Annotated in this window: 24 protein-coding genes and 1 pseudogene; 14 read left to right on the top strand and 11 right to left on the bottom strand. The window is 70.4% G+C overall.

The features are described from left to right. Positions 1 to 14 precede the first annotated feature (14 nt). Positions 15 to 947, top strand: coding sequence for an MBL fold metallo-hydrolase (locus tag ACFYUZ_RS10790; RefSeq protein ID WP_389307616.1), 933 nt, complete (start codon positions 15 to 17; stop codon positions 945 to 947). Here the strand turns inward: ACFYUZ_RS10790 and ACFYUZ_RS10785 are convergent. After that, positions 937 to 2,223: an MDR family MFS transporter gene (locus ACFYUZ_RS10785; RefSeq protein ID WP_389307614.1), complete on the bottom strand. Its 1,287-nt coding sequence runs from the start codon at positions 2,221 to 2,223 to the stop codon at positions 937 to 939. The two genes, ACFYUZ_RS10790 and ACFYUZ_RS10785, sit on opposite strands and share 11 nt — an antisense overlap. A gap of 125 nt (positions 2,224 to 2,348) precedes the next feature. Here ACFYUZ_RS10785 and ACFYUZ_RS10780 point away from each other — a divergent pair, with 125 nt between their 5' ends. Continuing rightward, positions 2,349 to 3,110 carry a phosphoglyceromutase gene (locus tag ACFYUZ_RS10780; protein WP_389307612.1) on the top strand — a complete coding sequence of 254 codons (762 nt, stop codon included), beginning with the start codon at positions 2,349 to 2,351 and terminating at the stop codon, positions 3,108 to 3,110. 78 nt (positions 3,111 to 3,188) lie between these two features. On the opposite strand, the gene ACFYUZ_RS10775 is transcribed toward ACFYUZ_RS10780, so the two are convergent. The 6 genes from ACFYUZ_RS10775 to ACFYUZ_RS10750 all read right to left on the bottom strand — a co-directional run bounded on the left by ACFYUZ_RS10775 (position 3,189) and on the right by ACFYUZ_RS10750 (position 8,289). Then, on the bottom strand, positions 3,189 to 4,424 hold the full coding sequence (locus tag ACFYUZ_RS10775; protein ID WP_389307610.1) for a tyrosine-type recombinase/integrase: 1,236 nt from the start codon (positions 4,422 to 4,424) through the stop codon (positions 3,189 to 3,191). 426 nt (positions 4,425 to 4,850) lie between these two features. Beyond that, on the bottom strand, positions 4,851 to 5,075 hold the full coding sequence (locus ACFYUZ_RS10770; protein ID WP_389307609.1) for a helix-turn-helix transcriptional regulator: 225 nt from the start codon (positions 5,073 to 5,075) through the stop codon (positions 4,851 to 4,853). Positions 5,076 to 5,316: 241 nt separating this feature from the next. Further along, positions 5,317 to 6,972: an ATP-binding protein gene (locus ACFYUZ_RS10765; RefSeq protein ID WP_389307607.1), complete on the bottom strand. Its 1,656-nt coding sequence runs from the start codon at positions 6,970 to 6,972 to the stop codon at positions 5,317 to 5,319. Continuing rightward, positions 6,969 to 7,514 carry an HNH endonuclease gene (locus ACFYUZ_RS10760; RefSeq protein WP_389307605.1) on the bottom strand — a complete coding sequence of 182 codons (546 nt, stop codon included), beginning with the start codon at positions 7,512 to 7,514 and terminating at the stop codon, positions 6,969 to 6,971. Before ACFYUZ_RS10760 ends, ACFYUZ_RS10765 begins: the two co-directional genes overlap by 4 nt. Next, complete coding sequence (locus tag ACFYUZ_RS10755) at positions 7,511 to 7,963, bottom strand: helix-turn-helix domain-containing protein (RefSeq protein ID WP_389307603.1); 453 nt, start codon at positions 7,961 to 7,963, stop codon at positions 7,511 to 7,513. The genes ACFYUZ_RS10760 and ACFYUZ_RS10755 overlap by 4 nt, the downstream gene beginning before the upstream one ends. Further along, entirely contained in the window at positions 7,960 to 8,289 is a 330-nt protein-coding gene (locus tag ACFYUZ_RS10750; RefSeq protein ID WP_389307601.1) for a hypothetical protein, read from the bottom strand. The genes ACFYUZ_RS10755 and ACFYUZ_RS10750 overlap by 4 nt, the downstream gene beginning before the upstream one ends. A gap of 273 nt (positions 8,290 to 8,562) precedes the next feature. Between ACFYUZ_RS10750 and ACFYUZ_RS10745 the strand changes: the two genes are divergently transcribed. From ACFYUZ_RS10745 to ACFYUZ_RS10735, 3 genes are all read left to right on the top strand, one after another. Continuing rightward, positions 8,563 to 9,342 carry a GntR family transcriptional regulator gene (locus ACFYUZ_RS10745; RefSeq protein ID WP_389307599.1) on the top strand — a complete coding sequence of 260 codons (780 nt, stop codon included), beginning with the start codon at positions 8,563 to 8,565 and terminating at the stop codon, positions 9,340 to 9,342. After that, complete coding sequence (locus ACFYUZ_RS10740) at positions 9,339 to 9,899, top strand: AAA family ATPase (RefSeq protein ID WP_389307598.1); 561 nt, start codon at positions 9,339 to 9,341, stop codon at positions 9,897 to 9,899. Before ACFYUZ_RS10745 ends, ACFYUZ_RS10740 begins: the two co-directional genes overlap by 4 nt. A 773-nt stretch (positions 9,900 to 10,672) precedes the next feature. Continuing rightward, positions 10,673 to 12,535: a hypothetical protein gene (locus tag ACFYUZ_RS10735; RefSeq protein WP_389307596.1), complete on the top strand. Its 1,863-nt coding sequence runs from the start codon at positions 10,673 to 10,675 to the stop codon at positions 12,533 to 12,535. Positions 12,536 to 12,567: 32 nt separating this feature from the next. Here the strand turns inward: ACFYUZ_RS10735 and ACFYUZ_RS10730 are convergent. Then, positions 12,568 to 12,816: pseudogene (locus ACFYUZ_RS10730) on the bottom strand (transposase); the annotation flags it as partial. A 988-nt stretch (positions 12,817 to 13,804) separates the two neighbouring features. On the opposite strand from ACFYUZ_RS10730, the gene ACFYUZ_RS10725 reads away from it, so the two are divergent. The 4 genes from ACFYUZ_RS10725 (at position 13,805) to ACFYUZ_RS10710 (ending at position 17,496) form a co-directional block, all read left to right on the top strand. Then, positions 13,805 to 14,380, top strand: a complete 576-nt coding sequence (locus ACFYUZ_RS10725) for a hypothetical protein (RefSeq protein WP_389307594.1) — start codon at positions 13,805 to 13,807, stop codon at positions 14,378 to 14,380. Positions 14,381 to 15,054: 674 nt separating this feature from the next. Next, positions 15,055 to 15,921, top strand: coding sequence for a tetratricopeptide repeat protein (locus ACFYUZ_RS10720; protein ID WP_389307592.1), 867 nt, complete (start codon positions 15,055 to 15,057; stop codon positions 15,919 to 15,921). A gap of 329 nt (positions 15,922 to 16,250) precedes the next feature. Continuing rightward, the gene (locus ACFYUZ_RS10715) at positions 16,251 to 16,919 is read left to right on the top strand and encodes a hypothetical protein (RefSeq protein WP_389307591.1); all 669 of its coding nucleotides are present in this window, start codon (positions 16,251 to 16,253) and stop codon (positions 16,917 to 16,919) included. A 109-nt stretch (positions 16,920 to 17,028) separates the two neighbouring features. Beyond that, positions 17,029 to 17,496, top strand: coding sequence for a GNAT family N-acetyltransferase (locus ACFYUZ_RS10710; RefSeq protein ID WP_389307589.1), 468 nt, complete (start codon positions 17,029 to 17,031; stop codon positions 17,494 to 17,496). A gap of 51 nt (positions 17,497 to 17,547) precedes the next feature. On the opposite strand, the gene ACFYUZ_RS10705 is transcribed toward ACFYUZ_RS10710, so the two are convergent. After that, complete coding sequence (locus ACFYUZ_RS10705; protein ID WP_190107204.1) at positions 17,548 to 17,700, bottom strand: hypothetical protein; 153 nt, start codon at positions 17,698 to 17,700, stop codon at positions 17,548 to 17,550. Between the two features lie 91 nt (positions 17,701 to 17,791). Further along, entirely contained in the window at positions 17,792 to 18,472 is a 681-nt protein-coding gene (phoU, locus tag ACFYUZ_RS10700) for a phosphate signaling complex protein PhoU (RefSeq protein WP_389307587.1), read from the bottom strand. 265 nt (positions 18,473 to 18,737) lie between these two features. Here phoU and ACFYUZ_RS10695 point away from each other — a divergent pair, with 265 nt between their 5' ends. Both ACFYUZ_RS10695 and ACFYUZ_RS10690 read left to right on the top strand, forming a co-directional pair. Then, complete coding sequence (locus ACFYUZ_RS10695) at positions 18,738 to 19,967, top strand: sensor histidine kinase (RefSeq protein ID WP_389307585.1); 1,230 nt, start codon at positions 18,738 to 18,740, stop codon at positions 19,965 to 19,967. Beyond that, a complete protein-coding gene (locus ACFYUZ_RS10690) occupies positions 19,964 to 20,644 on the top strand; it encodes a response regulator transcription factor (RefSeq protein WP_017242433.1) in 681 nt (226 codons plus the stop codon). Before ACFYUZ_RS10695 ends, ACFYUZ_RS10690 begins: the two co-directional genes overlap by 4 nt. Before the next feature lie 243 nt (positions 20,645 to 20,887). Here the strand turns inward: ACFYUZ_RS10690 and ACFYUZ_RS10685 are convergent, their stop codons facing one another. After that, positions 20,888 to 21,535 (bottom strand): DUF461 domain-containing protein, encoded by a 648-nt coding sequence (locus ACFYUZ_RS10685; RefSeq protein ID WP_389307583.1) that lies wholly within the window; start codon positions 21,533 to 21,535, stop codon positions 20,888 to 20,890. A 664-nt stretch (positions 21,536 to 22,199) separates the two neighbouring features. On the opposite strand from ACFYUZ_RS10685, the gene ACFYUZ_RS10680 reads away from it, so the two are divergent. The 3 genes from ACFYUZ_RS10680 (at position 22,200) to ispF (ending at position 24,258) form a co-directional block, all read left to right on the top strand. Beyond that, positions 22,200 to 22,682 carry a CarD family transcriptional regulator gene (locus tag ACFYUZ_RS10680; RefSeq protein WP_003953493.1) on the top strand — a complete coding sequence of 161 codons (483 nt, stop codon included), beginning with the start codon at positions 22,200 to 22,202 and terminating at the stop codon, positions 22,680 to 22,682. A gap of 312 nt (positions 22,683 to 22,994) precedes the next feature. Continuing rightward, entirely contained in the window at positions 22,995 to 23,753 is a 759-nt protein-coding gene (ispD, locus tag ACFYUZ_RS10675; protein ID WP_389307581.1) for a 2-C-methyl-D-erythritol 4-phosphate cytidylyltransferase, read from the top strand. Then, positions 23,743 to 24,258 carry a 2-C-methyl-D-erythritol 2,4-cyclodiphosphate synthase gene (gene ispF, locus ACFYUZ_RS10670; RefSeq protein WP_389307579.1) on the top strand — a complete coding sequence of 172 codons (516 nt, stop codon included), beginning with the start codon at positions 23,743 to 23,745 and terminating at the stop codon, positions 24,256 to 24,258. The genes ispD and ispF overlap by 11 nt, the downstream gene beginning before the upstream one ends. Positions 24,259 to 24,317 lie beyond the last annotated feature (59 nt).

Raw genomic sequence — 24,317 nt, 5'->3', positions numbered from 1 at the left:
CTACTGTCGGTCGCATGACGAACGAGAGCGCACAGAGCATCGTCCTGGGGGACGTCGAGGTCATCCGGATCGTCGAGTGGCAGGGGCCGTTCGCGCCCGCCCGCACCCTCGTCCCGGACGCCGGGGCCGAGGTGTGGAGGGAGAACGAGGAGTGGCTGGCGCCGGACCACTGGGCGCCGGAGAGCGACAGCGCGGTCATGGCGCTGCAGACCTGGGTGCTGCGCAGCGGGGGGCGGACCGTCCTGGTCGACACCGGGGTGGGCGACGGACGGGAGCGGCCGCAGTCGCCGCACTTCCACCGGCGGCGGGACGGTCTCCTCGGCCGTCTGGAGGGGGCGGGCATCAGGCCCGAGGACGTGGACGTCGTCGTCAACACCCACCTGCACGCGGACCACGTCGGCTGGAACACGCGGTACGCGGAAGGGGCGGGGGAGTGGGTGCCGACGTTCCCGAACGCCCGCTACCTCCTCCCGGCCGCCGACGACTTCCACTTCGGCCCGGCGAACGCGTACGGCGGCGGCCTCCGCGAGGAGGACCGGCTGGTCTACGGGGACAGCGTGGCGCCCGTGCACCGCGCCGGTCGGATCACGCTCTGGGACGGGTCCCACCGCATCGACGAGAACCTCGCCCTGGAGTCGGCGCCCGGTCACACGCCGGGCTCCGCCGTGCTGCGGCTGGCCTCCGGGACCGACCGCGCGGTCTTCGTCGGCGACCTCCTCCACAGCCCGGTGCAGATCCTCGACCCGGCGCGCGCCGGCTGCTTCTGCCTGGACGCGGCCGGGGCGGCGGCCAGCCGCCGCCGGATCCTCGAACGGGCCGCCGACGCGCGGGAACTGGTCGTCCCCGCGCACTTCGGCGGGGCGGGCGCCGCCGAAGTGCGCAGGGAGGGGGAGGGGTTCGCCCTGGCCGGCTGGGCGGCCTACGACGGCGACCGGGTCAGGCGCTGACGGCGGAGGAGGCCGAGGTGCCCTCGGAGACGGGCGCGGCGGTGACGGCGTCCTTCTCGGTCTCCTCGGAGAGGGCCTTCCGCAGTCGGGTGAAGTAGCCGACGGCGGCGACGGCGCCGATCGCGGTGGTCGCGGCCCACAGGACGTCGGGACCGGGGCCGCCGACGATCGCGCCGGCGCCGATCGGGGCGACGAAACCGGCGACGGCCCAGGACATGCCCATCACGCCCTGGTAGCGGCCCCGGGCGTGCTCGGGGGCGAGGCGGGCGGTGGCGGCGGCGTTCGTCGGGACATGGATCATCTCGCCGACCGTCCAGACGATCACGGTCGCGGCGAAGGCGACGGGGGACCCGGCGAGGGCGGTGGCCCCGGTGCCGACGGCGAAGAGCAGGGCCGAGAGGGTCAGCAGGAGCACCGGCGAGCGCTTGTCGGTCAGCTTGTTGACGAGCAGCTGGAAGCCGACGATCACGATGCCGTTGACGGCGATGACGACGCCGTACGAGGAGGGGGAGAGGCCCTGGTCCGCCATGGTGAGCGGCAGGCCGATCCAGGGGGCGGTGAAGACCAGGCAGACGAGGAGGTTGAGGAGGACGAGCGTGCGGAAGGGCGCGTCGCGCAGCACGGTGAGCATGCTGACCTTCTCCTCGGCGACCGGCTCGCCCTGCCGGTCGACGGCGGCCTCGGGGCGGGTCTCGGGGAGCCGGAGGAAGACGATGACGGCGCAGAGGGTGGTGGCGACGGCGTCGACGACGAAGAGGGTGCGGTAGCCGAGGAAGGCGGCGGCGCCGCCGCCGATGGAGGCGATGGCGAAGCCGAGGTTGAGGGCCCAGTAGTTGAGGGCGTACGCCCGGCGCACGTCGTGGGCGGGGACCATGTCGGCGATGGTCGCGTTGATGGAGGGGCGGACGGCCTGCATGGCGACGCCCATGAGGAGGACGACGGCGGCGATGGCCCAGGCGCTGGTGACGACGGCGAGGGCGGCGGCGCAGGCGGCGGCCGCGAGGTGCATGGAGACCATGGTGGGGCGGCGGCCCCAGCGGTCGGTGAGCATGCCGCCGAGCGGGGATCCGGCCACGCCCCCGAGGCCGTGGAGGGCGACGACGAGTCCGGCGAACCAGGCGGAGTGTCCGAGCTCGACGGTCAGGTAGAGGGAGAGGAAGGTCAGGACGAAGGCCCCGGTCCGGTTGACCAGGGTCGACAGCCAGAGCCACCAGAAGCCCTGCGGGAGGCCGGAGACCGTCGCCCGGGCTGATCGTCTGAGCGAATCGATGGACATGTGTGGCGGCCCCCTGTGGTGCGTAAGCCCTGCTTCCGGCTCACGTAACTTACGCATCTCATACGTCGGACGCCAGCGAATTGACGACGCGCGTCAATCGTCAGCGGTCTATTAGGCTCGTACGCATGGCCGACGCACCGTACAAGCTGATCCTCCTCCGCCACGGCGAGAGCGAGTGGAACGAGAAGAACCTGTTCACCGGATGGGTGGACGTGAACCTCACCGCCAAGGGCGAGAAGGAGGCGACGCGCGGCGGCGAGCTGCTCAAGGACGCCGGCCTGCTGCCCGACGTGCTGCACACCTCCCTCCAGAAGCGCGCCATCCGCACCGCGCAGCTCGCCCTCGAGGCCGCCGACCGCCACTGGATCCCGGTCAGCCGCTCGTGGCGCCTCAACGAGCGCCACTACGGTGCCCTCCAGGGCAAGGACAAGGCCCAGACGCTCGCCGAGTTCGGCGAGGAGCAGTTCATGCTGTGGCGCCGCTCGTACGACACCCCGCCGCCGGCCCTGTCCGACGACAGCGAGTACTCGCAGGCCCACGACGCCCGCTACCAGACGATCCCGCCGGAGCTGCGCCCGCAGACCGAGTGCCTCAAGGACGTCGTCGAGCGGATGCTCCCCTACTGGTACGACTCGATCGTCCCGGACCTCCTCGCCGGCCGCACGGTCCTGGTCGCCGCCCACGGCAACAGCCTCCGCGCCCTGGTGAAGCACCTGGACGGCATCTCGGACGCCGACATCGCGGGCCTCAACATCCCGACGGGCATCCCGCTCGCCTACGAGCTGGACGAGAACTTCAAGCCCCTCAACCCGGGCGGCACCTACCTCGACCCGGAGGCCGCGGCGGCCGCCATCGAGGCCGTCAAGAACCAGGGCAAGAAGAAGTAGGAATAGTGATCATGGCCCTGACCTGCGCACACGGCGCAGATCAGGGGCATTTTCGCGCCCTGGGCCCACCCTGGGCCCTCAGCGCGGAGAGTCGTCCGGCCTCAGGGCCCTGCCGAGGGCAAGCCGTGCGCGGTCACGGCTGCTCGGCATCAGGTGGGCGTAGACCTTCAGCGTGAGCCCCGGGTCGGAGTGGCCCAGGTACTCGCTGACGGCCTTGATGCTCTCGCCGGCGTCCAGCAGCACCGAGGCGTAGAAGTGCCTCAGGGCGTGCATGCCGTGCTCCCGCGCGGCGGCGTGCTCCCGGCTCTTTGCTGTGGGAATGACGCCCACCTTGGCCAGCGCGGGCTTCCAGTGGTCCTCGTTCAGCGACGTGCGCCAGACGTGCCCGCCCAGCGGTCCGGTGAAGAGCAGCCGCTTGGTCACCGGCGGACCGCCGGCGCGCATCCAGGGCAGCGTGATCTCGACCGGCGGGAAGAGCTTCATGTGGGCCTTGAGCGCGTCCGCCACCGGGTCAGGCAGGGGTACGTCACGCAGCTTGCCGCCCTTCGGCGGGGCGAACACCGGCTGACTCAGGCTCAGCTTGAGCTGCTGTACGACGTGCAGCGTTGCGTTCTCGAAGTCCAGCTCCTCGACGGACAGCCCGAGGATCTCGCCCTGCCGGAGACCGCATCCGGCGCCCACGTCCACCATGGGCTGGAACCGCTCGACCAAGGCCGCCCGCATGGCGAAGACCCGTTCCGGCGTCCAGGGGACCACCCGCCGCGCGCCCATCTCCGGGAGCGTCACCGTGCGCGAGTTGCAGGGGTTCCGGGGGAGGCAGCCGTCCTCGACGGCCGCGCTCAGGATGGCGCGCACGTTGGAGAAGATGACGCGGGCGTACGAGCCGGACATGCCGGAGGCTTCGAGCTGCGTCACGAACTCGCGGATGTGGCTCGGCTGGAACGAGCCCAGCGGACGCGCCCCGATACGCGGGAAGGCGTGCAGCTTGAGCTGAGACGTCATCGACGCCTTGGTGTTCGGGTCGCCGCTCTGGCTCGCCAGCCACCCCTCCGCGAACTCCTGGAAGGTCGTCCGGGCCGCGTTCGGGTCGATGTACTGGCCCCGGGCCACATCTGCGCTGATGCTGCTGAGCCACTGCTCGGCGAGGCGCTTCTGCCCGTCGGCGAAGGACTTGGACTTCCGCTTGCCGTCAGGCGCGAAGTAGCGGGCCCGGTAGCGCAGGCCGCTGCCGTGGCGGGCGGTCTTGGTGCGGACGGTCTTTCCGTTGGCGTCGGTCTCGGTCTTGAACCAGCGGTCTTGGATGCTGCCAGCCATGTGGGCTGTGTCCTCTCGGGTGGTGGCGTGCCTGCCCTCGGGGAGGGAGGCATGGGGGTGCCGTGGAAGCGGCTGTGGAGGGGGTTCGGGGCGGCTGGGGAGGTTGCCTCCCTGCCTCCCTGGATGGGGATTTGGGCAGGTCACTGGCAGGGAGGTGGGTCAGGGAGGCGGTTAGGGAGTTCTCCCTGCCTCCCTGGCGCCTCCCTGCCCGTGACGGGCGTGTGACGGGCGGAGTCACGGCCGTGACGGGCCCCCTTTACCCGCCTTACCTCGCAGGTCAGTGGCCCTTACCGCCCCCTCTACCGGGGTAAAGGGCTCCCTCTACCTGAGTGGCTCCGGCGGGGGTGTGACGGTGGGGCGTGACGGGGGTGTGACGCCGTCACGGGTAGCGGGAGGGGGGGCTCTACCTCCCGCTCGGCCGGCGGGTCATGCGGCGGTGTCGGCGGCTTCCTGGTGCTGGACCCAGGTGCGGACGGCGGCGGGGTCGTAGCGGACGTGGCGACCGACGCGGAAGCCGGGCGGGCCGGTGCGCTGCTTGCGCCAGCGGTAGACGGTCTCGATGGGGACGGAGAACATCACGGCGATGTCCTCGGGGGTGAGGTAGCGGTCCGGGAGTCCGGCGCGCAGGGTCTCGATCGGCTCGGTGGCCATGGGGTTGGGTGACTCCTCGTGTCCGGTGCGCGGAGGGTGGGAGTGGTGCCGGTGGCCGTCCTGGAGAGTTGCTGCATTTCAGCGTCCGCAGCGTCCCAGCGTCCGCGCCGATCAGACTTCGCAGGTCGGATGGGGTGAGGGTTGCGGACTCTGGTGCGGACGCTGCGGGCACTGGACGGCTGTAGCGTCCGCAGCTCTGGCCGTGTCCGGGCCGCTGGTGTTGCGGCCCGGTCCGGCATCGTCAGTACTGGTCAGAGGGCCTGTGGCCCTGTCCGATCGGGGGTACGTCGGGCCACAGGGAGCCTGCCGGGGGTGTGGACGCTGTCTCCTGTGGGAGGTCGGTCCGGGTCAGGATGAGGAGCTTGTGGCGGTGCCGGTCCCGGCTGCGTTGCGTGTCGTCCACGGTGATGCCGATCGACCGCAGGAGCGGGGCGAGGCGCTTGACCTTCCCGCCGGCGCGGGTGGCGTCCTTGGGCCACGTGGGCGGCCGGATGCCGCCGGGGGGCTGGACGTGCTCCAGGAGCTGGGCGGCGGTCCCCGTCCACGTTCCGCACTGCTCGACCAGGGCGGCGACGGCAGAGCCGAACGGGTCTCCCTCCAGGGCGTCCCCGGCGACGTTCGCGGACGCGGCCAGGTAGTCGTCCAGCGTCGTCCACTCCATGACCTGGTCGACGGCCGCGAGGATGCGGGCGAAGTCGGCCATGCGGGGAAGCGAGTCCAGCTTCACGTGCGGCAGGACGGCGAGGACGGACGCGAGGAGGTCGAAGAGCGAACCGAGGACGGCCGGCCGGATCGTCTCGAACGCGGTCGCCAACTCCTCCTCCGTACGCCGCTGCTCCGGGGCGATCAGCTGCAGGTCGAGCATCAGCAGCCGCTCGGCCAGGTCCCCGGCGAGAGCTCCGGCGTCGATGGTCGTCATGGCCAGCACGCGGCGGAAGGAGAGGACCACGACGTCGTCGTCGGTGTAGAGGGCCCGGTCGACGATCCCGTCGCCGGTGACCGCCTTGCACAGGGTGTCGGAGAGCCACTGCGGCAGGGTGGAGATGTTGTCCAGGCACAGCGCCCAGGAGCTGAACGCCTGTGTCGCCCACGCCTTGTGGTCCCGCGGCTGCGAGCGCTTCGCGGCCGGGGAGGGGTCGATCAGGTTGACCATCATCTGCGCGGCGGCGGACTTCCCGGTGCCCTGCTCGCCCTTGAAGGTGAGGACAGGGTGGGGGATGGTCGGCATCCACGCGGCGATCAGCCACGTGACGAGCTGCCGGAAGGCGGACTCGTCCATGTTCAGCAGGCTGTGGAGCATGGACAGGCCGTCCCCGACCAGCGTCGGCGCGGGCATGGGAGCCATGGCCCCGGACCGGCGGAAGAGGACCGGGGAGCGCTCGACGACGTGCCACCCGCCGGCGGTGACGGTGACCGCGCGGCCGTCGGCGGTGCCGAGGTCCACCACGATCGTCCCGGCGTCGTCGTGCCCGACCCGCAGGTTCACCTGTACCGGGTCGTCCGACTCGGCGATGCCCTCCAGCACGGTCATGGCGTCCGCCAGCGCGGACTGCGAGGCCACGTCGCCGTCGAACGTCTCCGCGTACAGGCGGGCCAGGCGCTGCCGGACCCCGGACCGGCCGCGCAGGGGCAGGGCGATGTTCGGGCCGTCGATCGCGACGGCGTAGGGCCGTCCGTCGGTCGACATGACGAACCGGTACCGCTCCCGCGCGAGGGCGACCAGCCGCACGGCAGCTGACGGCTTCTTGCCCCCGTCGTCGACCGGCGGGCGCGTGTTCACGGACCCTCGTCCGGTGTTCACGGCCGACTGCCCGGTGTTCACGGGCGCCGGGTCGGTCGACCGGTCGGGGTCGATCGGTCGGGCGGTTCCGTTCACCGGCTTGGTGGTGCTGTTCACGCGCTCACCCCTTGATCGGTCGACTGTTCACAGGTGTTCATCCGGGTCGCACGCCGCTGGTGGTCGAGTCGACCGACCCGCACATGGCGCTCGGCCGGTTCGCGGCGCTTTGCCTGGTCAGGGGTGGACCGTGCGGCCGTTGAACGGGCGTGAACGATCCGCGCGAGCATCAACCAGTCGACCTGATCCGGCCCGAACCGACTCGACTCCGAGTCGGCCGACGGGTCGGTTACGGGGGACGTCCGGTCGGTCGGCTGAACACCCGTGAACGCGGGGTCGGTCGACCAGACCAGCAGGAGCGCGAGCGAGAGGAACAGTCGGTCGGCCTTGATGTGATTGCAGGGCTGGCAGGCGAGCACGAGCGCGTTCGCGGACCACGTCCGGTAGAGCGAGATCGGCACGACGTGGTCCATGGTCGCCTCCCGCAGGTCGCGGAAGAGGTGACAGCAGTAGGCGCACCGCCAGCCGTCGCGGGCCGCGAGCTGTGCCTTGCGGCTGCGACGACGGGCAGCGTTGAGCCGTGGAGAGGCGTGCAGGCTCACCCGGTCACCCCGGAGACGTCGACCAGGTCGAGCACGGTCCGCAGCGCGGCGGACAGGGAACCCAGGTGCATGGCCATGGCGGTCGGGCTCGCCGTGCCGAGGTCGAGGTTCTCGACCCGGCTCAGCGCGTCCCGGGCGGCCGTCAGCAGCACGGGCGGGACCAGCACCACGGACGGTGTCTGCGGCGTGAGCTCCTTCGGCCGCATGGCGGGCCACAGGTCCCACACGGTCGTCCCCAGAACGCGGGCGACGGCATGGGCGTGACGGGCGTAGGGACGCCGTCCGGGCTCGTTCACCCAGCGCTCTACGGTCTTGGGGTCGACCTGGAGCTGTTCGGCGAGTTCGGCGTAGGTCAGGTCGGCTTCGACGATGGCCGCCGCCAGCCGCAGGTTTCCCTCGGCGGGCACCGGGGCGGACAGGTTCAGCGGGGTTTCGGGTGCGATCGTCACAGCGCCGCCTCCAGCCCGAACACGCGGGTGATCGCGGATCCGACGCACCGCAGGTACGCGAGCGGCGGCAGGGCGTGGCTCCCGGGTGCGTCGCCCCGGTAGACGGCCATGACGCGCTCGGACCGCTGGTCCAGCGAGAGGAGGTCCGTGGTGATCAGCGCGAACCGCACCGAGTCACGCACTACGTCGTCACTGACCAGGTCCGCGTACTCCAGGCATACGCCCGGGGTCGTTACCAGCAGCGTCAGCAGCTCCGCGAACGACACGTGCGCCGTGACGGGAATGCTGATCCGTACCGGCTCGTTCGGGTCCGCACCGCCGAACACGTCGACGTGACCGCCGGCCGGGCGATCGGCTAACCGAAGAGCAAGAGATCCAGGCATCATGGGATTGCCCCTTCGTGGGTCGGGGAGCGGCTATCTGCTTGGCGGTAGGGAGCCGCTCCCTGCTTCGTCCTAGGTCATTGACCAGGACGTTTCCATGCCTCAGCCCCCATGCAGGGAGCCGTACCCGCTTCGATCGATCCGACCGGCGGGCACATCCCTAAGGTTCCCTAGGGCACCCTAGGGTGTCAAGCGGTACGCTAGGGAACGCATCCAATGAGTAAGGGAGTTGACGTGGTGTCGGATCAGGCCGGCCATCGGGCGCCGTACGCACGGATCGCCGCGCACTACGAGGAACTGATCACGTCCGGCAAGCTGCAGCCGGGCGAACTTCTGCCCAGCATCAAGGCCCTCTCCCAGGAGTGGAGCGTCAGCACCGCGACCGCCGAAAAGGCACTCCGGAAGCTCCGCACCGACGGGCTCGTCCGGGGAATCCACGGCATCGGCACCGAGGTGATCGACCGCCCCGCCCCCATGTCCTCCGGCGCCCAGCGCCAGGATCGGGGCCGCCGCAGCGGGTCGAGCTGGGGAGCGGGCGAACGATCCGACTCCCACGAAGCAGCGGTGGTCCCGGCGCCGGCCGACGTGGCGCAGGTGCTCGACATTGAGCCCGGCGCGGACGTGATCCGCCGTAGCCGCGTCTACCGCGACCGGCACGGCATCGTCGCGCACTCCACGTCGTGGATCCCGGTGCAATACGGGAAGCTCGTCCCCCAGCTGGCGGAGAGCGAGCGTCTGACCGGCGGAACGTCCCTCCAGCTCATCGCCCAGGCCACAGGGCGGCCGATCACCCGCCGAATCGACACGGCGTCGGCCCGACTCCTGACGCCGGCGGACGCGCAGCTCCTGGAGCTGGACCCCGCGAACCCGCCCGCGGAACCGGTGGTCGTGATGACCGCGAAATTCGTCGACAGCGGCGACCACGTGGTGGAGTACGGCGTGGACCTCGGCGGCCCGGGTCGGACGTGGCTCACGGAATCGGAGCTCGCGCAGTGACGGCGGACCAGGCCACGGGGCCCTTCTGCGTGCTCATGGCGGGGCTTCCGGGGTCGGGCAAGACGACGCTCTCTCGCGCGCTCACGGCTCGCGGGTTCGTCCGGCTGTGCCCGGACGAGGAGATGTTCCGCCGGCATGGCGTGTACGGCGTCGACTTCCCGCGGGGCACGTTCCCCACCCTGGAGCGCCCGGTGCTCGAAGAGATCGCCGTGGAGCTCGGTGACCACCTCCGGGCCGGCCGCAACGTGGTGGTCGACCACGGCTTCTGGACCCCCGACGACCGCGCCCGGTGGATGGCGATCGCCACGGACGCCGGCGCCCTGCCGCTGCTGGTCTACCTCGAAGCGAGTCACGAAGAGCTCTGGTCGCGAGTGAGTCAGAGGAACGCCCAGCACGAAGCTGATCCGAACTCGATCTATTTCTCGGAGAACGACCTTGCCCGCTACCGGGCCCGGTTCGTCCCCCCGGATGCTGCGGAGCCTCACGTCCTCTACAGCGGTGACCCCGATTCGGTGCTGAAAGCGCTCGAGGGGGCTGGGCTGAAAACCGAGTGCTAGACGCTAGACCGCAGGTCAGGAGCCCACTCGACTGCTAGCGCCCCTGCTAGACCTAGCGGCAAAGGCTGCTAGATCTAGCAGGGGCGCTGTGGTGTCAGGAGGCGTCACTCGCAGGTGTCAGGGCAGTGTCACGCGGGTGTCAGAGTGCGTGACACCCGCGTTCGCCTAGGACTTGTCCGGTCGATCATGTGATCAGCACTCGCCTGCTCGTTGGTCCGGGCATGGGGCGGGGTGATCTGACGGATACGGACGGCCGGTATGCCAGGAGGTGGACCATCGGGAGATTCCGTTCTCGCGCGGGCATCAAGGAGTCTGGCCGGCTGGCCGCGAGAACGCCGCAGCGTTTCCAGCGAGGCCGAGGTGTCGGCAACTCTGCCCATCCTCAGCGTCGCTTCAGGTGAACGGCGTTCCGGGAGAGGTCATCTCCCCCAACGATGTCCGTCCGAGACCGGCAGCGCGTCCACCGCGCCGCTCAGCGTGGCGACCGTCTCCCCCGCCGGATGGGCAGCAACCGGTGCGGCGGCGGCAGGGGCAGCCAACATCGAGTGGCGGTGGAGGCCGCGACGACGGTGCCACCGGGCAGGCCCTCACGCCGCCAGGCGGGCGCACCCCGCCCTTCATCCGGACCCACCACCGACGGCTCCGGACACGGCACCGGACCTCGACTCGGCGGGTGAACCCGCTCCGTGACCAAAGAGACACTTAGTGTGAGAGCGAATGAGTTCCGGCCGGGCGCGCCCGGCCGCGTCGCCTTGGACGGAAAGGGAACACGGATGACCAGTGCGCCGGCAGTGCGGCCCATGACCGCGCGGGAGTTCCTCGCCACTCCGGCGGGCCTGGCACTGCGCCGGGGGCAACGGCAGGGTCGGTTTCTCGACCACATCGGCACGATCATCGATCTCGTCGACCTGGTGGACTCCATCGCGGGCGGTGGACCAGGCATGGACATCGAGGACATTCTCGACAACCACCAGCAGATCCTCGACCAGATCCTGCAGGAGCAGAAGGAGATCCAGGAGGGCATCGGCGGGATCAACGACAGCCTCCAGGGCATCGGCTCCGATATCGACCACATCAAGGACCTGATCGGCCAGATCGGCGAAGGCCAGGAGGAAGCCAGGGAACTCCTGGAACGGATCCTGGCCGAGCAGCGCCAGCAGGCGCAGCAGATCAACCGGAATCTCCAGGTCATCTCCAACCAGGTCCAGGGCATGTGGACGGAGATGAACAGCTGGTTCGCTCTGACGATCTCCGCGATGGCAGGCCTGGCGGACACCCTCGCGGAGATCCAGGAGCAGCTCGCCCGTATCGAGGAGCTCCTGGAGGAGGTGCTGGCGGAGATCGCCGAGCTCCACGACCGGGTCGACTGGAACGCGGTCATCTCGATGTTCACCGAGCACGAGCACCGGGTCGGCTACTGCATCGAGATGATGATGGCGATCACCGTCCGGCCCACCGGCTCCGAGGAGCAGCGGGACGGCGGACCGGTGCTGCAGGTGGACGCCGGCGGACTCGACGGCTGGGCGCGGGCGGTCACCGACGAGGTGAGCGGTCTGCCGTACTCGCTGTACTGCCTCCACCGCGTCCTCATGGGGGACAACCTGCTCGGCAAGTCACTCATGCAGGTCTTCTGCCATCTGATGGCACACAAGCAGGAGGTCGACTACCGGGGGGCGTCCAGCTATTTCTTCAAGCTCGCCTCCGTCCAGGCCAAGGGCTACGCCGCGCTGAGCAAGGCCCGTCAGGCCATCAGCCTGCCCGAGATCGACTACGCCCGGCTGTTCCACGAGCGGCTCCTCCTCCAGACGCAGAGCGTCAACGCGGCCCTGGAGTCCGGCTACGGGGTCTCGGAGTGGAACGACGCAGTCACCAGGAAGGACTGGATCACCAACAGCATCCCGTCCTACGGCAGCATTGCGCCCTCGGAGACCAGGTACTTCGTCACGAAGGACAACCGTCAGGTGATCGCCGGCATGGCGTTCGCGTGGGACCCCACCGCGACCCCGGCGCGCAGCCAGGTGGAGTTCTACGTCGGCAAGCCTGTGCCCCGCAGCCGCCGCATCGACCCCGCCTCGGTCCAGACCGTGACCGAGCTCACGGACGGCAAGACCATCATGGCGCCCTTCTTCATGACGGCCCGTGAGGAGGAGAACCCCGCCACCGGAGCGACGCACAAGTACCTGCGCTACTACGCGCAGCCCATCGTCTTCGACCCGAAGTACGTCATGGTCGGCCTGCGCCTGTCCGCCCGTGACGGCGTGGCCCTGTGCGAGCCGCTGGTCGCCGAGTACGACGAGGCAACCGGCAGCACGTCCTGGGACGGCACGCAGGGAGGGCTGTGGGTCGCCACCCTCGACGACACCTGCGAGCAGACCGTCATCGACCTCGGCCCCGCCGGCCGGCCCGCCGACCAGATCCCCGCTTGGCAGAAGGGTCCGCACAGCACAGTCCCCCCGCGGGACCACCAGTTCTCGGATCTACGACTCGCCGCCGGATTCCGCATCGCATTCCGGCGCCTCGGCGACAGGATGTGGCTCTGCCCCGGCTTCCACGACGACACCTGGGAGCAGAGCACCCTCCTACCGACCACTCCCCAGTCCGACTACCTCCTGTACGAACCGGTCACCCTGCCCTGACCCCGGGACCGTTCCGGCCGGGCGGGCACCCCCGCCTGGACCCGCTGGAGCAGGCGCTCCCAGGTCCCGTCGGCCGACCACAGCCGGTGACGCTCGTAGACCGTCTTCCAGGGACCGAACCGCTCGGGCAGGTCACGCCAGTGCACCCCGGTCCGCACCCGGTGCAGAATCCCGTCGATCACCTGCCGATGGTCCCGCCACCGACCACAACGCCTGTTGCTGACCGGCAGGAACGGCCGCAGCCGTTCCCACTCGGCATCCGTCAGATCACCCCGCCCCATGCCCGGACCAACGAGCAAGGCGAGTGCTGATCACATGATCGACCGGACAAGTCCTAAGGGTTTGGGTGTCAGGGGCCCGTGACGGTGTCAGGCGTCAGGCTGCTGTCAGGCCCGGTGTTCCGATCGAAGCAAGAACGAAGACGGGGTGCCCTGCGGGCACGCGACCTTTGGCAGCTCGCTCCGCTCGCGCTGCGGCGATCGCCGTCGGGGACGGGCTGGCATGCGCTCCTCGCCTTGTCGCTTGTCTTGTCGCCCGACCGGACACACCCGATCGCCGGTCTTGGCGTCGCCCAGGACGCTCTGACCTGCGGGGCGACAAGCGACAAGACAAGCGACAAGACAAGTGCCCGCGCTCCGTCCTCGGCGGCCGAGTACCCCAGAGCGGTAGCCGCGTACAGACAAGAGGAGCACCCGGGCGGGCGGCGGCGTGCTCCTCTTGTCTGTACGCGGTGCCGTGACAGGAGAGGCATAGCGTGCGCAGCGTCCGACGGCCGGTCTGCTCTAAGAGCGCTCTGACCTGGGTGACGCTCTCAGAGGGGGAGTGGATCTTGCGGACGCTGCGGATACTGGCGGACGCTATACATTTTGTTTAGCGTCCACACGGAAATCGCAGGTCAGGAACGATACGGGAAGGGTTGTGGACGCTGTGGACGCTGTTTTCTCTCAACTCTCTAGGGCGAGAGGAAGAGGCTTTTCAGGAGTGGGGCAGCCGAGGAAGCGCACCGCCGTCCCCATCTGAAAAGCCCTCCCGGATCTTTATGCGGAGGCAGGCGCCCGGGGCCCCTCAGATCAACCCGGCTACGGCTCCGGCGGTCAGGCAAAGGACCACGCCGCGCGGCCGACTCGTGGATTCTTCCGTGCTAGTCAGCGGGAGGCCAGGTCACGGCGCGCTACCTGGCTCGGGATGCCGACGGTGTGGGTCGCCACCTTGGGCGCCCTCGCGCCGGTGTGACGCGCCAACGGAGGACACCGATCCTAGACTCGTTTCATGGACGGAGCGCCGTTCTGGTGGGTAGTCGTCGCGCTGCTCCTCGGCATCGCGTCGACGCACCTAAGCGCGTTTGTGGACACTCGCAGCAAGCGGGCGGAGAGACACGCGATCTTTCGGGAAGAACTGGTTCGTCGCCGCGAGGAGTTCGAGCTGCGACACCTTGTCGAGGTGAGCCAATTACTGCGTGTCCTGCGGGAACGGCAGAACGATCTCGCCGTGTCGAAGTTCCAGCCCTTGCAGCCAGAGGTCGGCGAGGAGGAGGTGCGCCGGCGCAACGAAGCCGCCTTCCATGAGGCGCGGAATGCGGAGGATGCGCTGTCGGCCCAGGTGGGGTTCATCCTCGACGACCGTGTTCGGGTGCTAGTTCTGAAAGCAGTCCACGTCATCAGCGACAGGGTCGGCCGCGTGTACCTGGCCGATCCACGCCCCCGGTTCGTGGAGATGTCCCGCATGGCTGACGAGCTCGGCCGCCAAACCGCCGAATTCGAGGAAGAAAGCCGCGCAGTAGAGGCTGCCTACGAGGCCATATCAGCGAGGGTCCGGGACCTTTATGTGCGCGGCGCCGGGACGTGACCGGGACGACACTATCGGCTGCACCTCGGCTCCTGCTCGGACGCGCTACTGGGTAGGGGGCACGTACTACCCAACAGTCGCCCACGGGCAGACTGATACGGGGCGGTAGGCGCCCGAGGGATGTCTACCCAAAGGGCGGTCCTTCTTACGCTTCCTCAATGACCGGCGATAGCGGCCCGCCGACTGACCCCAACTCCGCGCCTCACGAACAGATTCGGAGTGGCAGTCAGAGGCCGCTATCCGCTAACGCGCTGCTCACAACCCGTTTGGGCCGCTAGCAGTGCCACTATCGTTAGCAGGCACCTTCTGCCTCAAAGCCGGGTCCTCTCTGGGCCCTCTCTGGGCCCTGCGACGGCGACCGGCGACGACCACCAGCGACCAACAACGACCGCTCGACCGCAGGTCACTTGGGGTGCGCGACTCTCTGACCAGGGGCGGAAGACGGGCCCGCCAGACCCAGGGCAAGAAGTAACCCTTACCCACGAAAGAGCCCCCTGCCTGCGGTTTCTCCGCTGGGAGGGGGGCTTCTTCGTGGTCTGGGGCGGCCTGTGGGCCGTCAGCGGGGCGGGGCCGCCCGGCGCCCGCACTCCGGCTCATGCCGAACTCGAAGGCGAACCGCAGGTCCACCGACGTCGTGCGAGACTCCCTCCCTGGTCAGAGGAAGGGGCAGGGGCGTGGAGAAGTCCGAGGCGAAGCAGTTGCTGGAACGGGCCCGCGAGATGTGGGACGCGGAGGAGTGGCTGCGTTCCGCCGAGCTGTACGAGCAGGTCCTCGCTCACTATCCGGACGAGGGTCCCAGCGCGGAGTGGTGGTACGACGCGGCACTGGCGTACAAGTTTCTGCGTAACTGGGCAAAGGCCTACGCACTCGGCCGTGAGGCTGCTGCCCGCTCGCCGCGCGGCGAGCAGGACCCGGCGTTCTGGAACCTGGGGGTCGCCGCCACGATCCAGCGTGACTGGCCGACCGCCCGTGACGCCTGGGAGGGCTTCGGGATCCCGATGCCGGAGGGCGAGGGGGAGATCAACGGCGCCTTCGGCCCGGCGTGCGTACGGCTGGACACGGGTGGCGAGCGCGAGGTGGTCTGGATCCAGCGGCTCTGCCCGACGCGAGGACGCGTGATGAACGTCCCTGCCACGAAGGGCCGGCGCTTCGGGGAGATCGTCGTGCACGACGGGGAGCCGACCGGCGAGCGGACGTACAACGGCCAGAGGGTCGCCGTCTTCGACGAGTTGCTGCTCTTCGAGGCCTCTTCGCTGCCGACGCTGCATGCGACCGTGAACGCAGCGGATGCATCCGACGTCGACGCCCTGGTGGATTCGTTCTTCGCGCAGGACTTCGGTGCCGAGCCGGCGAGCAGCTTCCACATGCTGTGCGCATGCTGCAGCGAGGGGCGGGTCGACTGGGATGAGGCCGGCGTGCCGACACACGGCGGCTCACAGACCGTCTGGCTGGCCGCCCCCGAGACCGAGGCCCGGCAGCTGCTGGACGCGTGGGCGACGGGCGGCGAACGCAGCTGGAACGGGCTGGAGCTGCTTGGTTGAGCCCCGGGGAGCGAGCGGGGAGGGGATCAGACGACCGACGATGACCACCAGGCGCACGAGCCCACCGCCTCCGAGCAGGAGAACGCGGGTCGTCGAGATCCCCGCCAAGGCCCGGGGCCAGAAGTGGTCCTGACGCCCCGCGGGCACGTCGGCCCCCCGCTCGCCGGTCTTCGGCGGGTGGGGGTTCGTCGTGTTCTGCGGGTGTTCTGGGGGCGTACCAGGTGTGTGACATCGCGGGGTGAGGAGCTGTGCCCGGGGGCGGGACGTTGCTACGTTCCGGCCAAGGGGGTGGCCGTGTGGGTGTCGCCCGTGGAAGAGGGGACCTCCCTGTGAACGCCGACCGTCTCAGACCCGCCGTCCTCGCACTCGCCGCCGGTGCGCTGGCCGTCGTGCTCACCGGATGCCAGCAGGGCGGCGCCGCCGCCGGTGGAGCCGCGCCGAGCGCGCCCACCGTGAGCACCGCCGCTCCCGGACCGGCCGGCTCGGGTGGGGGCGGCACGCCGACCGCCGCTCCCACCGACGCGCCGACCGCCGCCCCGACCGTGAAGAAGCCGGCCTCCCCGAAGGCCCCGAAGACCTCCAAGCCCGTGCCCGCGCCGAAGCCCAAGAGCGACGCGCCCGCACCCGCCTGTGTCGACTCGACGCCCGGGCCCGACGACGTCGATCCCGACGAGTTCGCCCTCTACCGGATCGAGGAGCTCGACGGCAGCACCGGCAAGGTGAACCTCGTCGTCCAGCACGGTGCCTGGGGCTGCGGGTCGCCCGACTCCGACGGGGGGCCGTTCGTCGTCACCGGCGAGGAGAGCCGCTGGGCCCTCGACCAGGCCGCGTACGTCACCGCCACCAACCCGATCGTCACCAGCACCGAGAACCAGCGGATCGGCGTGCAGGAGCTGATCGACTGGGTGAAGGCCCACCCCGACTCGGGGCTCGTCTTCCGGTACGAGACCGGGGACGACGGGGCGATCCACCGTCTCGAAGAGGTCTTCACCCCCTAGGACCTCGGGGTCGGGCTTCCGGTCCCTGCGGGCCCCCGATCGTCGTGACCGCGCGCTCCTCTCGATATTCGCGCGCGGTCACCGCGGGTCCGTGGATACCGTCCACCGCATGAGCACGTCACTCCGCCTGGAGCAGGTCACCCCCGCCACCATCGACGCCGCACTCGAACTGCGCGTCCACCCCCATCAGGAGCGCAACGTCGCCCCCGTCGCGCGCTCCCTCGCGGAGGCCTACGCCTTCGGGGAGAACGCCTGGCCGCGGCTGATCTTCGACGGCGACGAGCTCGTCGGCTTCCTGATGGCCTTCCTCGACATCCCGTGGAACGAGGAGCGGGACCCGGACGACCGGCGCAGCGGCCTCTGGCGGCTCAACATCGCCGCCGACGCACAGAGCAAGGGGTACGGGCGCTTCGCCGTCGAAGCCGTGCGCGACGAGCTGCGCTGGCGCGGCGAGCGGCGGCTCCACGTGACCTGGGAGCCCGGCGAGGACGGGCCCGGCGCCTTCTACGAGCGGCTGGGGTTCCGTACGACCGGCGAGGTCAGCGGCGGCCAGGTCGTCGGCGTACTCGACATATAGGGGCACGGGGCAGGGGGCGGGGCGCGTGTCCGCGCCCCGCCCCCTCACCGGTCAGCCCGAGCAGCCCCCGCACTGGCACGGGGAGCCCGACTGGCAGCCGCAGCCGCAGCCCGAGCCGCAGCCGCAGGCGCCGAGCACGGGCAGGAACACCGCCTCACGCGGCGCCTCCGCCCCGGATTCGGTCGTCATGGGGGATTCGGCCATGGGGGTCCCTCCCTTTCGAGGCGCGCTTCGCCTCCCCCCATTGCATGCCCACTCGGACCGGCGCATCAACGGCGCATCGGCGCCCGTGCGCCTACGCGCCCTCCACCGGCGCGTCCGCCGTCTGCAGCTCGTCCGCGTGCTCGCCCGTCACCAGGTACACGACGCGCTTCGCCACCGACACCGCGTGGTCCGCGAACCGCTCGTAGTACCGGCCGAGCAGCGTCACGTCCACGGCCGTCTCGATGCCGTGCTTCCAGCGGTCGTCCATCAGGTGCTGGAAGAGCGCCCGGTGCAGCAGGTCCATCTCGTCGTCGTCCTGCTCCAGCTGGAGCGCCAGGTCGACGTCCTTCGTGATGATGACCTCCGCCGCCTTCGCCATCAGGCGCTGCGCCAGCTGTCCCATCTCCAGGATGGTCGCGTGCAGGTCCCGCGGCACCGCCGTGTCCGGGAACCGCAGCCGCGCCAGCTTCGCCACGTGCTGCGCCAGGTCGCCGGAGCGCTCCAGGTCGGCGCTCATCCGCAGCGAGGTCACCACGATCCGCAGGTCCGTCGCCACCGGCTGCTGCCGGGCCAGCAGCGCTATCGCCCGCGCCTCCAGGTCGTGCTGGAGGTCGTCGACCTTCTGGTCCGCCGCGATCACGCTCTCCGCGAGCTTGAGATCCGCGTCGAGCATCGCCGTCGTGGCGCGCCCGATCGCCGACCCGACGAGCCGGGCCATCTCGACCAGGCCCTCGCCGATCGAGTCCAGTTCCTCGTGGTACGCGTCCCGCATGGATGTCCCTCTCTCCGCAAAACTCCGGGGTCCGGGTGGGGCTTCGGACCCCCACGCTCCCACGTTCGACCCCCTGTGCGTCCGGTTCCACCCCCTGATGTGAATCAGTACTTTCCCCCAGGTGAACTCTGGGCGACGCGCGCCACCCCGGTCGCCGGGGCAAATGAACCACCCGCATCCCCTCGGTGAACTCTGGGCGACGACTGTTCGAGCAGCCGCTCGGACGGCTGGGAGAGTGTCCGTGACCCCGCATAACCTTGGAGACATGGACGTGAACGCGGCGGTCGCCGCATTGGCAGCGATCGCCGGCGTGTGCACCGGCGTGATCGCCATGCTGGCGTTCCGCTGGAGCGAGCGTGACCACGCGCGCCCCACCCGCTCCTCCCTGCACACCGATGCCGTGCTCCCGCCCGGCGTCGACACCGTGCTGTCCGTGCTGCGCTCCTCCGCGGTCGTCCTCGACGAGAGCGACTCCGTGGTGAAGGCCAGCTCGGCGGCGTACGCGCTCGGCCTGGTCCGCGGCGGCAAACTGGCCGTCGAGCCCATGCTCAACATGGCCCGTGACACCCGCCGCGACGGCGAGATACGGCAGGTGGAGCTGGACCTGGCCCGGCGAGGCAACGGACGCGGGGAGGCCCTCGCCGTCTCCGCCCGGGTCGCCCCGCTGGGCTCGCGGCTCGTGCTGCTCCTGGTCGAAGACCTCACCGAGGCCCGCCGTATCGAAGCGGTGCGTCGTGACTTCGTCGCCAACGTGAGCCATGAGCTCAAGACTCCCGTCGGCGCGCTCTCCCTGCTCTCCGAGGCGGTCATGGACGCCTCCGACGACCCCGAGGCGGTCACCCGCTTCGCCGGCCGGATGCAGATCGAGGCGACCCGCCTGACCAACCTCGTACAGGAGCTCATCGACCTCTCCCGCGTGCAGAACGACGACCCGCTGGAGGACTCCGAGCCGGTGTCCGTGGACGAGCTCGTCGCCGAGGCGATCGACCGCTCCCGGCAGCCCGCCTCCACCAAGCAGATCAGCATGGTCTCCGGCGGCGCCGCCGGCCTCTACGTGTGGGGCAGCCGGGGCCAGCTCGCCGCGGCCCTCGGCAACCTCGTCGAGAACGCCGTCAACTACTCGCCGGCCCGTACGAGGGTGGGCATCGCCGCCCGTCACGTGTCGGCGCCCGGCGGGGACCTGATCGAGATCGCCGTGACCGACCAGGGCATAGGCATCTCGGAGAAGGACCGCGAGCGGATCTTCGAGCGCTTCTACCGCGTCGACCCGGCCCGCTCCCGTGCCACCGGCGGTACGGGGCTCGGCCTGGCCATCGTCAAGCACGTGGCCGCCTCCCACGGCGGGGAGGTCACCGTCTGGAGCACCGAGGGTCAGGGCTCCACCTTCACCCTGCGGCTGCCCGAGGCGGGCGCCGTACGGGACCGCCGGTCCGCCTCTTCTCCCACCCCCGATCTCATGACCGAACCGCTTCCCGCCCCGGAGGTCCTTCCATGACCCGAGTGCTCGTCGTCGAGGATGAGGAATCCTTCAGCGACGCCCTGTCGTACATGCTCCGCAAGGAGGGCTTCGAGGTCGCCGTCGCGGCGACCGGGCCCGACGGCCTCGACGAGTTCGAGCGCAACGGAGCCGACCTCGTCCTCCTCGACCTGATGCTTCCGGGCCTGCCCGGCACCGAGGTGTGCCGCCAGCTGCGCGGCCGCTCGAACGTCCCGGTGATCATGGTGACCGCCAAGGACAGCGAGATCGACAAGGTCGTCGGCCTGGAGATAGGAGCCGACGACTACGTGACCAAGCCCTTCTCCTCGCGCGAGCTGGTCGCCCGCATCCGCGCGGTGCTGCGCCGCCGCGGCGAGCCGGAGGAGGTCACCCCGGCGGCCCTGGAGGCCGGCCCGGTCCGCATGGACGTCGACCGCCACGTGGTGACGGTCTCCGGCGGCAAGGTCGACCTGCCGCTGAAGGAGTTCGACCTCCTGGAGATGCTGCTGCGCAACGCGGGCCGCGTGCTGACCCGCATGCAGCTCATCGACCGGGTGTGGGGCGCGGACTACGTCGGCGACACCAAGACCCTCGACGTCCACGTGAAGCGCCTCCGCGCCAAGATCGAGCCGGACCCGGGTGCGCCGCGGTATCTGGTGACGGTGCGGGGTCTGGGCTACAAGTTCGAGCCGTAGGCCGGCCGGGGCCAGGACGCCGGGCGGAGTCCGGCACAGCGTGCCGAAGCCCGTGGGGCCCCCTGGGGCCCCGCGGTGCGAGGGGCGCGTTGCGGGTGGGGTTCGAGCCGGACCCGGGTGCGCCGCGGTATCCGGTGACGGTGCGGGCCCTGGGCCACAGGTTCGAGCCGTGGACGACCGTCGTACACACGCCGAAGGGGCGCCCCCGTCCGGGGGCGCCCCTTCGGCGTGTGCCGGTGTGCCTCAGTGGCCGGCGGTCGTCGGCTCGCCCGACGCCGGGGTCTCGGCGCCGTGCTCCGCGCCGTGCGAGGCCTCGCCCGAGGGCGACGCGGAGGAGGACGGCGTCGCGGTCGGCGCCGCCTCCGGGAGGGCCGGGACGACGGTCGGGCCGTAGTCCTTGAAGTAGCTCTTCGCCGGGACGACGAAGGCGTTCAGGGCGACGTCGCCGGTCCTGCTCAGCTTGAAGACGACCTTCTGCGCGTCGCCGTCGCGGGCGGCCTCGGAGCCGTTCTCGATCACGGCGGAGGCGTTGCCCTCGCCGCCGATGGTGACGGAGCCCTGGGCCGGGACGACGATCGGGCCCGTGCCCTCGGCGGCCTTCAGCGTCACCGTGGCGCGCATGCCCGGCAGGCTGATCGAGTCGAGGGTCTGCGGCAGGCGGCCGTTGTTGAAGACGGTGGCCGAGACGGCGGCCGGGCCCTTGGCGCCGGGCAGGGGCTGGGTGATGACCAGCGCGTTCTGGACCTTGACGTCGTCCACCGTGACGGCGGCGTTGTCCGGACGCACTTCCAGCGTCTGCGCGTCGTTGCCCGCACCACAGGCGGACAGCGCGGCGACGGAGAACACGAGGGCGGTGGCGGCGAGGGCGCCGCGTCGAAGGCTGCGGCTCACGGCGGCGGCATCTCCTAGGACGTACGGACGGGCGTGGAAACCAATGAACAGCTAAGGGTGTGTCAGCGCGCTTAGGTTACCGAGCCTCACTCCGCGTCCCGCACCCGACCCGCCCCTAACCGGTCAGACCCGCCCCCGGGGGCGCCGCCGGGGGCGCCCGCGGCAGCCCTCCCGCGGCTCGCCGCCGGCCGGGCGGCGCGCTCGTCGCGTACGCGCCCATGTGGCTGGATCACGACCCATTGACCTGTTGTTCACATAACCGCCTTGATCAATTCGGAGACGTCCCCGCATTCCCCGCAGCCGCTCCCGCGGAAAATCCCGCACCGACGTCACTTGATGTCCACTGATCAATTTCGGGAATCACCCCCACATGCCTCCGTACGGGTGGGCGATCCTCGAACGGAGCAGGTGAAGAAGGCCACTCCGAGCCGGACAAAACGGGACATCACCCCTTCTTGGGGGACCTCCGGGTATGTGTAACGTGCGCGTTTCTCTCCGTCCACGTAGCCGCTCCGACCTGCGAATACCGCCTTCCGGAAGCCCTCCGCAGCACGTCCGTGTCGCCGTTGTCAAGCCCCGAGATATGCCCTGACCTGCGAAAACGCCATTCAGAAGAAGCCGAATCCGTGTTACCCTGGATAGCCACGGAAGGGGTACCTGTCACATGACGTTCAAGGTTGGCGACACCGTGGTCTATCCCCATCACGGGGCCGCGCTGATCGAGGCCATCGAAACTCGCCAGATCAAAGGCGTGGACAAGACCTACTTGGTGCTCAAGGTCGCGCAGGGCGACCTGACGGTTCGTGTGCCGGCGGACAATGCGGAGTTCGTCGGTGTTCGCGACGTGGTCGGTCAGGACGGGCTGGACCGGGTCTTCGAGGTGCTGCGTGCGCCGTACGCCGAAGAGCCCACGAACTGGTCCCGTCGCTACAAGGCAAATCTCGAGAAGCTCGCCTCCGGCGATGTCATCAAGGTCGCCGAAGTGGTGCGCGACCTGTGGCGTCGTGAGCGCGAGCGCGGACTTTCCGCAGGTGAGAAGCGCATGCTCGCCAAGGCTCGGCAGATCCTGGTGAGCGAGCTGGCCCTCGCGGAGAACACGAACGAGGACAAGGCCGAGGCTCTCCTCGACGAGGTCCTCGCGTCCTGAGCCGCGACTCCGCGGTGAAGCACGTGAAGTAGCGAAGCAGTGAGCTATGCCGCGGTGCCCGCTGGCGTACTGTGATCCACACAGTGCTGTCGCCGGGCGCTGCGGCATGTCCGCATACGTATGCGACTCGTCCATGTGACCGCACCGCTGCAGTAACCCGCACCCCCTGAACTTCTCTACGTCCGAGCCCCTGTGCCGACGCGGCCGCGCCTCGACCGTCGTCACGGAAAGGGCCCGGTCAAGGCGGAGCGTCCGGCACGGTGAGGCCATACCCATGTCGGCCGCGGAAACAAACCTGCCGGAGTGCAACCGATGACAGACGAAGCGCGTCCCCGTCGTACCGCCGTGGTGATCCCGGCCGCAGGGCGGGGCGTACGCCTCGGCCCGGGCGCCCCCAAGGCGCTCCGCGCGCTGAACGGCACACCCATGCTCATCCACGCCGTCCGCGCGATGGCCGCCTCCCGCGCGGTCTCGCTCGTCGTCGTGGTCGCACCCCCCGACAGCGCGGGCGGGGCCGCCGAGGTCAAGAACCTCCTCGACGCCCACGCCCTGCCCGAGCGGACCGACTACCTCGTCGTCCCCGGCGGCGAGACCCGCCAGGAGTCCGTCCACCTCGGCCTCCAGGCGCTCCCCGAGGGCATCGCCACCGTCCTCGTCCACGACGCGGCCCGCCCCCTGGTCCCCGTCGAGACCGTGGACGCCGTCATCGAGGCCGTACGGGACGGGGCCGTCGCCGTCGTCCCCGCGCTGCCCGTCGCCGACACCGTCAAGGAGGTCGAGCCGGCCGAGCGGCCCGGCGACCCCGAGCAGGTCGTCGCCACCCCGGTCCGCGCCCGCCTCCGCGCCGTCCAGACCCCGCAGGGCTTCGACCGCGACACCCTGGTCAACGCCCACGCCACCATCGCCCTCACCGGTGAGGGAGCCACCGACGACGCCGGCATGGTCGAGAAGCTCGGCGCGCCCGTCGTCGTCGTGCCCGGCCACGAAGAGGCCTTCAAGGTGACCCGCCCCCTCGACCTCGTCCTCGCCGAGGCCGTACTCGCCCGCAGGAGGGCCAACGATGGCTTCTGAGCCGCCCCTCATCCCCCGCACCGGCATCGGCACGGACGTCCACGCCTTCGAGGAGGGCCGCGAGCTGTGGTGCGCGGGCCTCCTCTGGGAGGGCTCCGACAGCGACGGGTACGGCCTCGCCGGGCACTCCGACGGTGACGTCGCCGCCCACGCCGCCTGCGACGCGCTCTTCTCCGCCGCCGGCATCGGCGACCTCGGCGCCCACTTCGGGACCTCGCGCCCCGAGTGGTCCGGCGCCTCCGGCGTCACCCTGCTCGCCGAGGCCGCCCGGATCGTCCGCGCCGAGGGGTACGAGATCGGGAACATCGCCGTGCAGGTCGTCGGCGTCCGCCCCAAGATCGGCAAGCGGCGCGACGAGGCCCAGAAGGCGCTGAGCGAGGCGGCGGGCGCCCCCGTCTCCGTCTCCGGCACCACCACGGACGGACTCGGCCTCACCGGCCGCGCCGAGGGCCTCGCCGCCCTCGCGACCGCACTCGTGTACCCCGCATCGCCCCAGGCGCGGTGAAAAACGTCATCGGTGACCCCGATCAGGTATCGGGGCACCACCACACGCCCACTACCCTG

Source organism: Streptomyces sp. NPDC004266, assembly GCF_042874095.1.
GTDB lineage: Bacteria > Actinomycetota > Actinomycetes > Streptomycetales > Streptomycetaceae > Streptomyces.
This window is presented reverse-complemented; position numbering and strand designations above follow the sequence as displayed.

What these genes read in the sequence shown, in the direction of transcription:
- ACFYUZ_RS10790 (WP_389307616.1), top strand. Translation starts at nt 15, where the DNA reads ATGACGAACGAGAGCGCACAGAGCATCGTCCTGGGGGACGTCGAGGTC.
- ACFYUZ_RS10785 (WP_389307614.1), bottom strand. Translation starts at nt 2,223, where the DNA reads ATGTCCATCGATTCGCTCAGACGATCAGCCCGGGCGACGGTCTCCGGC.
- ACFYUZ_RS10780 (WP_389307612.1), top strand. Translation starts at nt 2,349, where the DNA reads ATGGCCGACGCACCGTACAAGCTGATCCTCCTCCGCCACGGCGAGAGC.
- ACFYUZ_RS10775 (WP_389307610.1), bottom strand. Translation starts at nt 4,424, where the DNA reads ATGGCTGGCAGCATCCAAGACCGCTGGTTCAAGACCGAGACCGACGCC.
- ACFYUZ_RS10770 (WP_389307609.1), bottom strand. Translation starts at nt 5,075, where the DNA reads ATGGCCACCGAGCCGATCGAGACCCTGCGCGCCGGACTCCCGGACCGC.
- ACFYUZ_RS10745 (WP_389307599.1), top strand. Translation starts at nt 8,563, where the DNA reads ATGAGTAAGGGAGTTGACGTGGTGTCGGATCAGGCCGGCCATCGGGCG.
- ACFYUZ_RS10735 (WP_389307596.1), top strand. Translation starts at nt 10,673, where the DNA reads ATGACCAGTGCGCCGGCAGTGCGGCCCATGACCGCGCGGGAGTTCCTC.
- ACFYUZ_RS10725 (WP_389307594.1), top strand. Translation starts at nt 13,805, where the DNA reads ATGGACGGAGCGCCGTTCTGGTGGGTAGTCGTCGCGCTGCTCCTCGGC.
- ACFYUZ_RS10710 (WP_389307589.1), top strand. Translation starts at nt 17,029, where the DNA reads ATGAGCACGTCACTCCGCCTGGAGCAGGTCACCCCCGCCACCATCGAC.
- ACFYUZ_RS10705 (WP_190107204.1), bottom strand. Translation starts at nt 17,700, where the DNA reads ATGGCCGAATCCCCCATGACGACCGAATCCGGGGCGGAGGCGCCGCGT.
- phoU (WP_389307587.1), bottom strand. Translation starts at nt 18,472, where the DNA reads ATGCGGGACGCGTACCACGAGGAACTGGACTCGATCGGCGAGGGCCTG.
- ACFYUZ_RS10695 (WP_389307585.1), top strand. Translation starts at nt 18,738, where the DNA reads ATGGACGTGAACGCGGCGGTCGCCGCATTGGCAGCGATCGCCGGCGTG.
- ACFYUZ_RS10690 (WP_017242433.1), top strand. Translation starts at nt 19,964, where the DNA reads ATGACCCGAGTGCTCGTCGTCGAGGATGAGGAATCCTTCAGCGACGCC.
- ACFYUZ_RS10680 (WP_003953493.1), top strand. Translation starts at nt 22,200, where the DNA reads ATGACGTTCAAGGTTGGCGACACCGTGGTCTATCCCCATCACGGGGCC.
- ispD (WP_389307581.1), top strand. Translation starts at nt 22,995, where the DNA reads ATGACAGACGAAGCGCGTCCCCGTCGTACCGCCGTGGTGATCCCGGCC.
- ispF (WP_389307579.1), top strand. Translation starts at nt 23,743, where the DNA reads ATGGCTTCTGAGCCGCCCCTCATCCCCCGCACCGGCATCGGCACGGAC.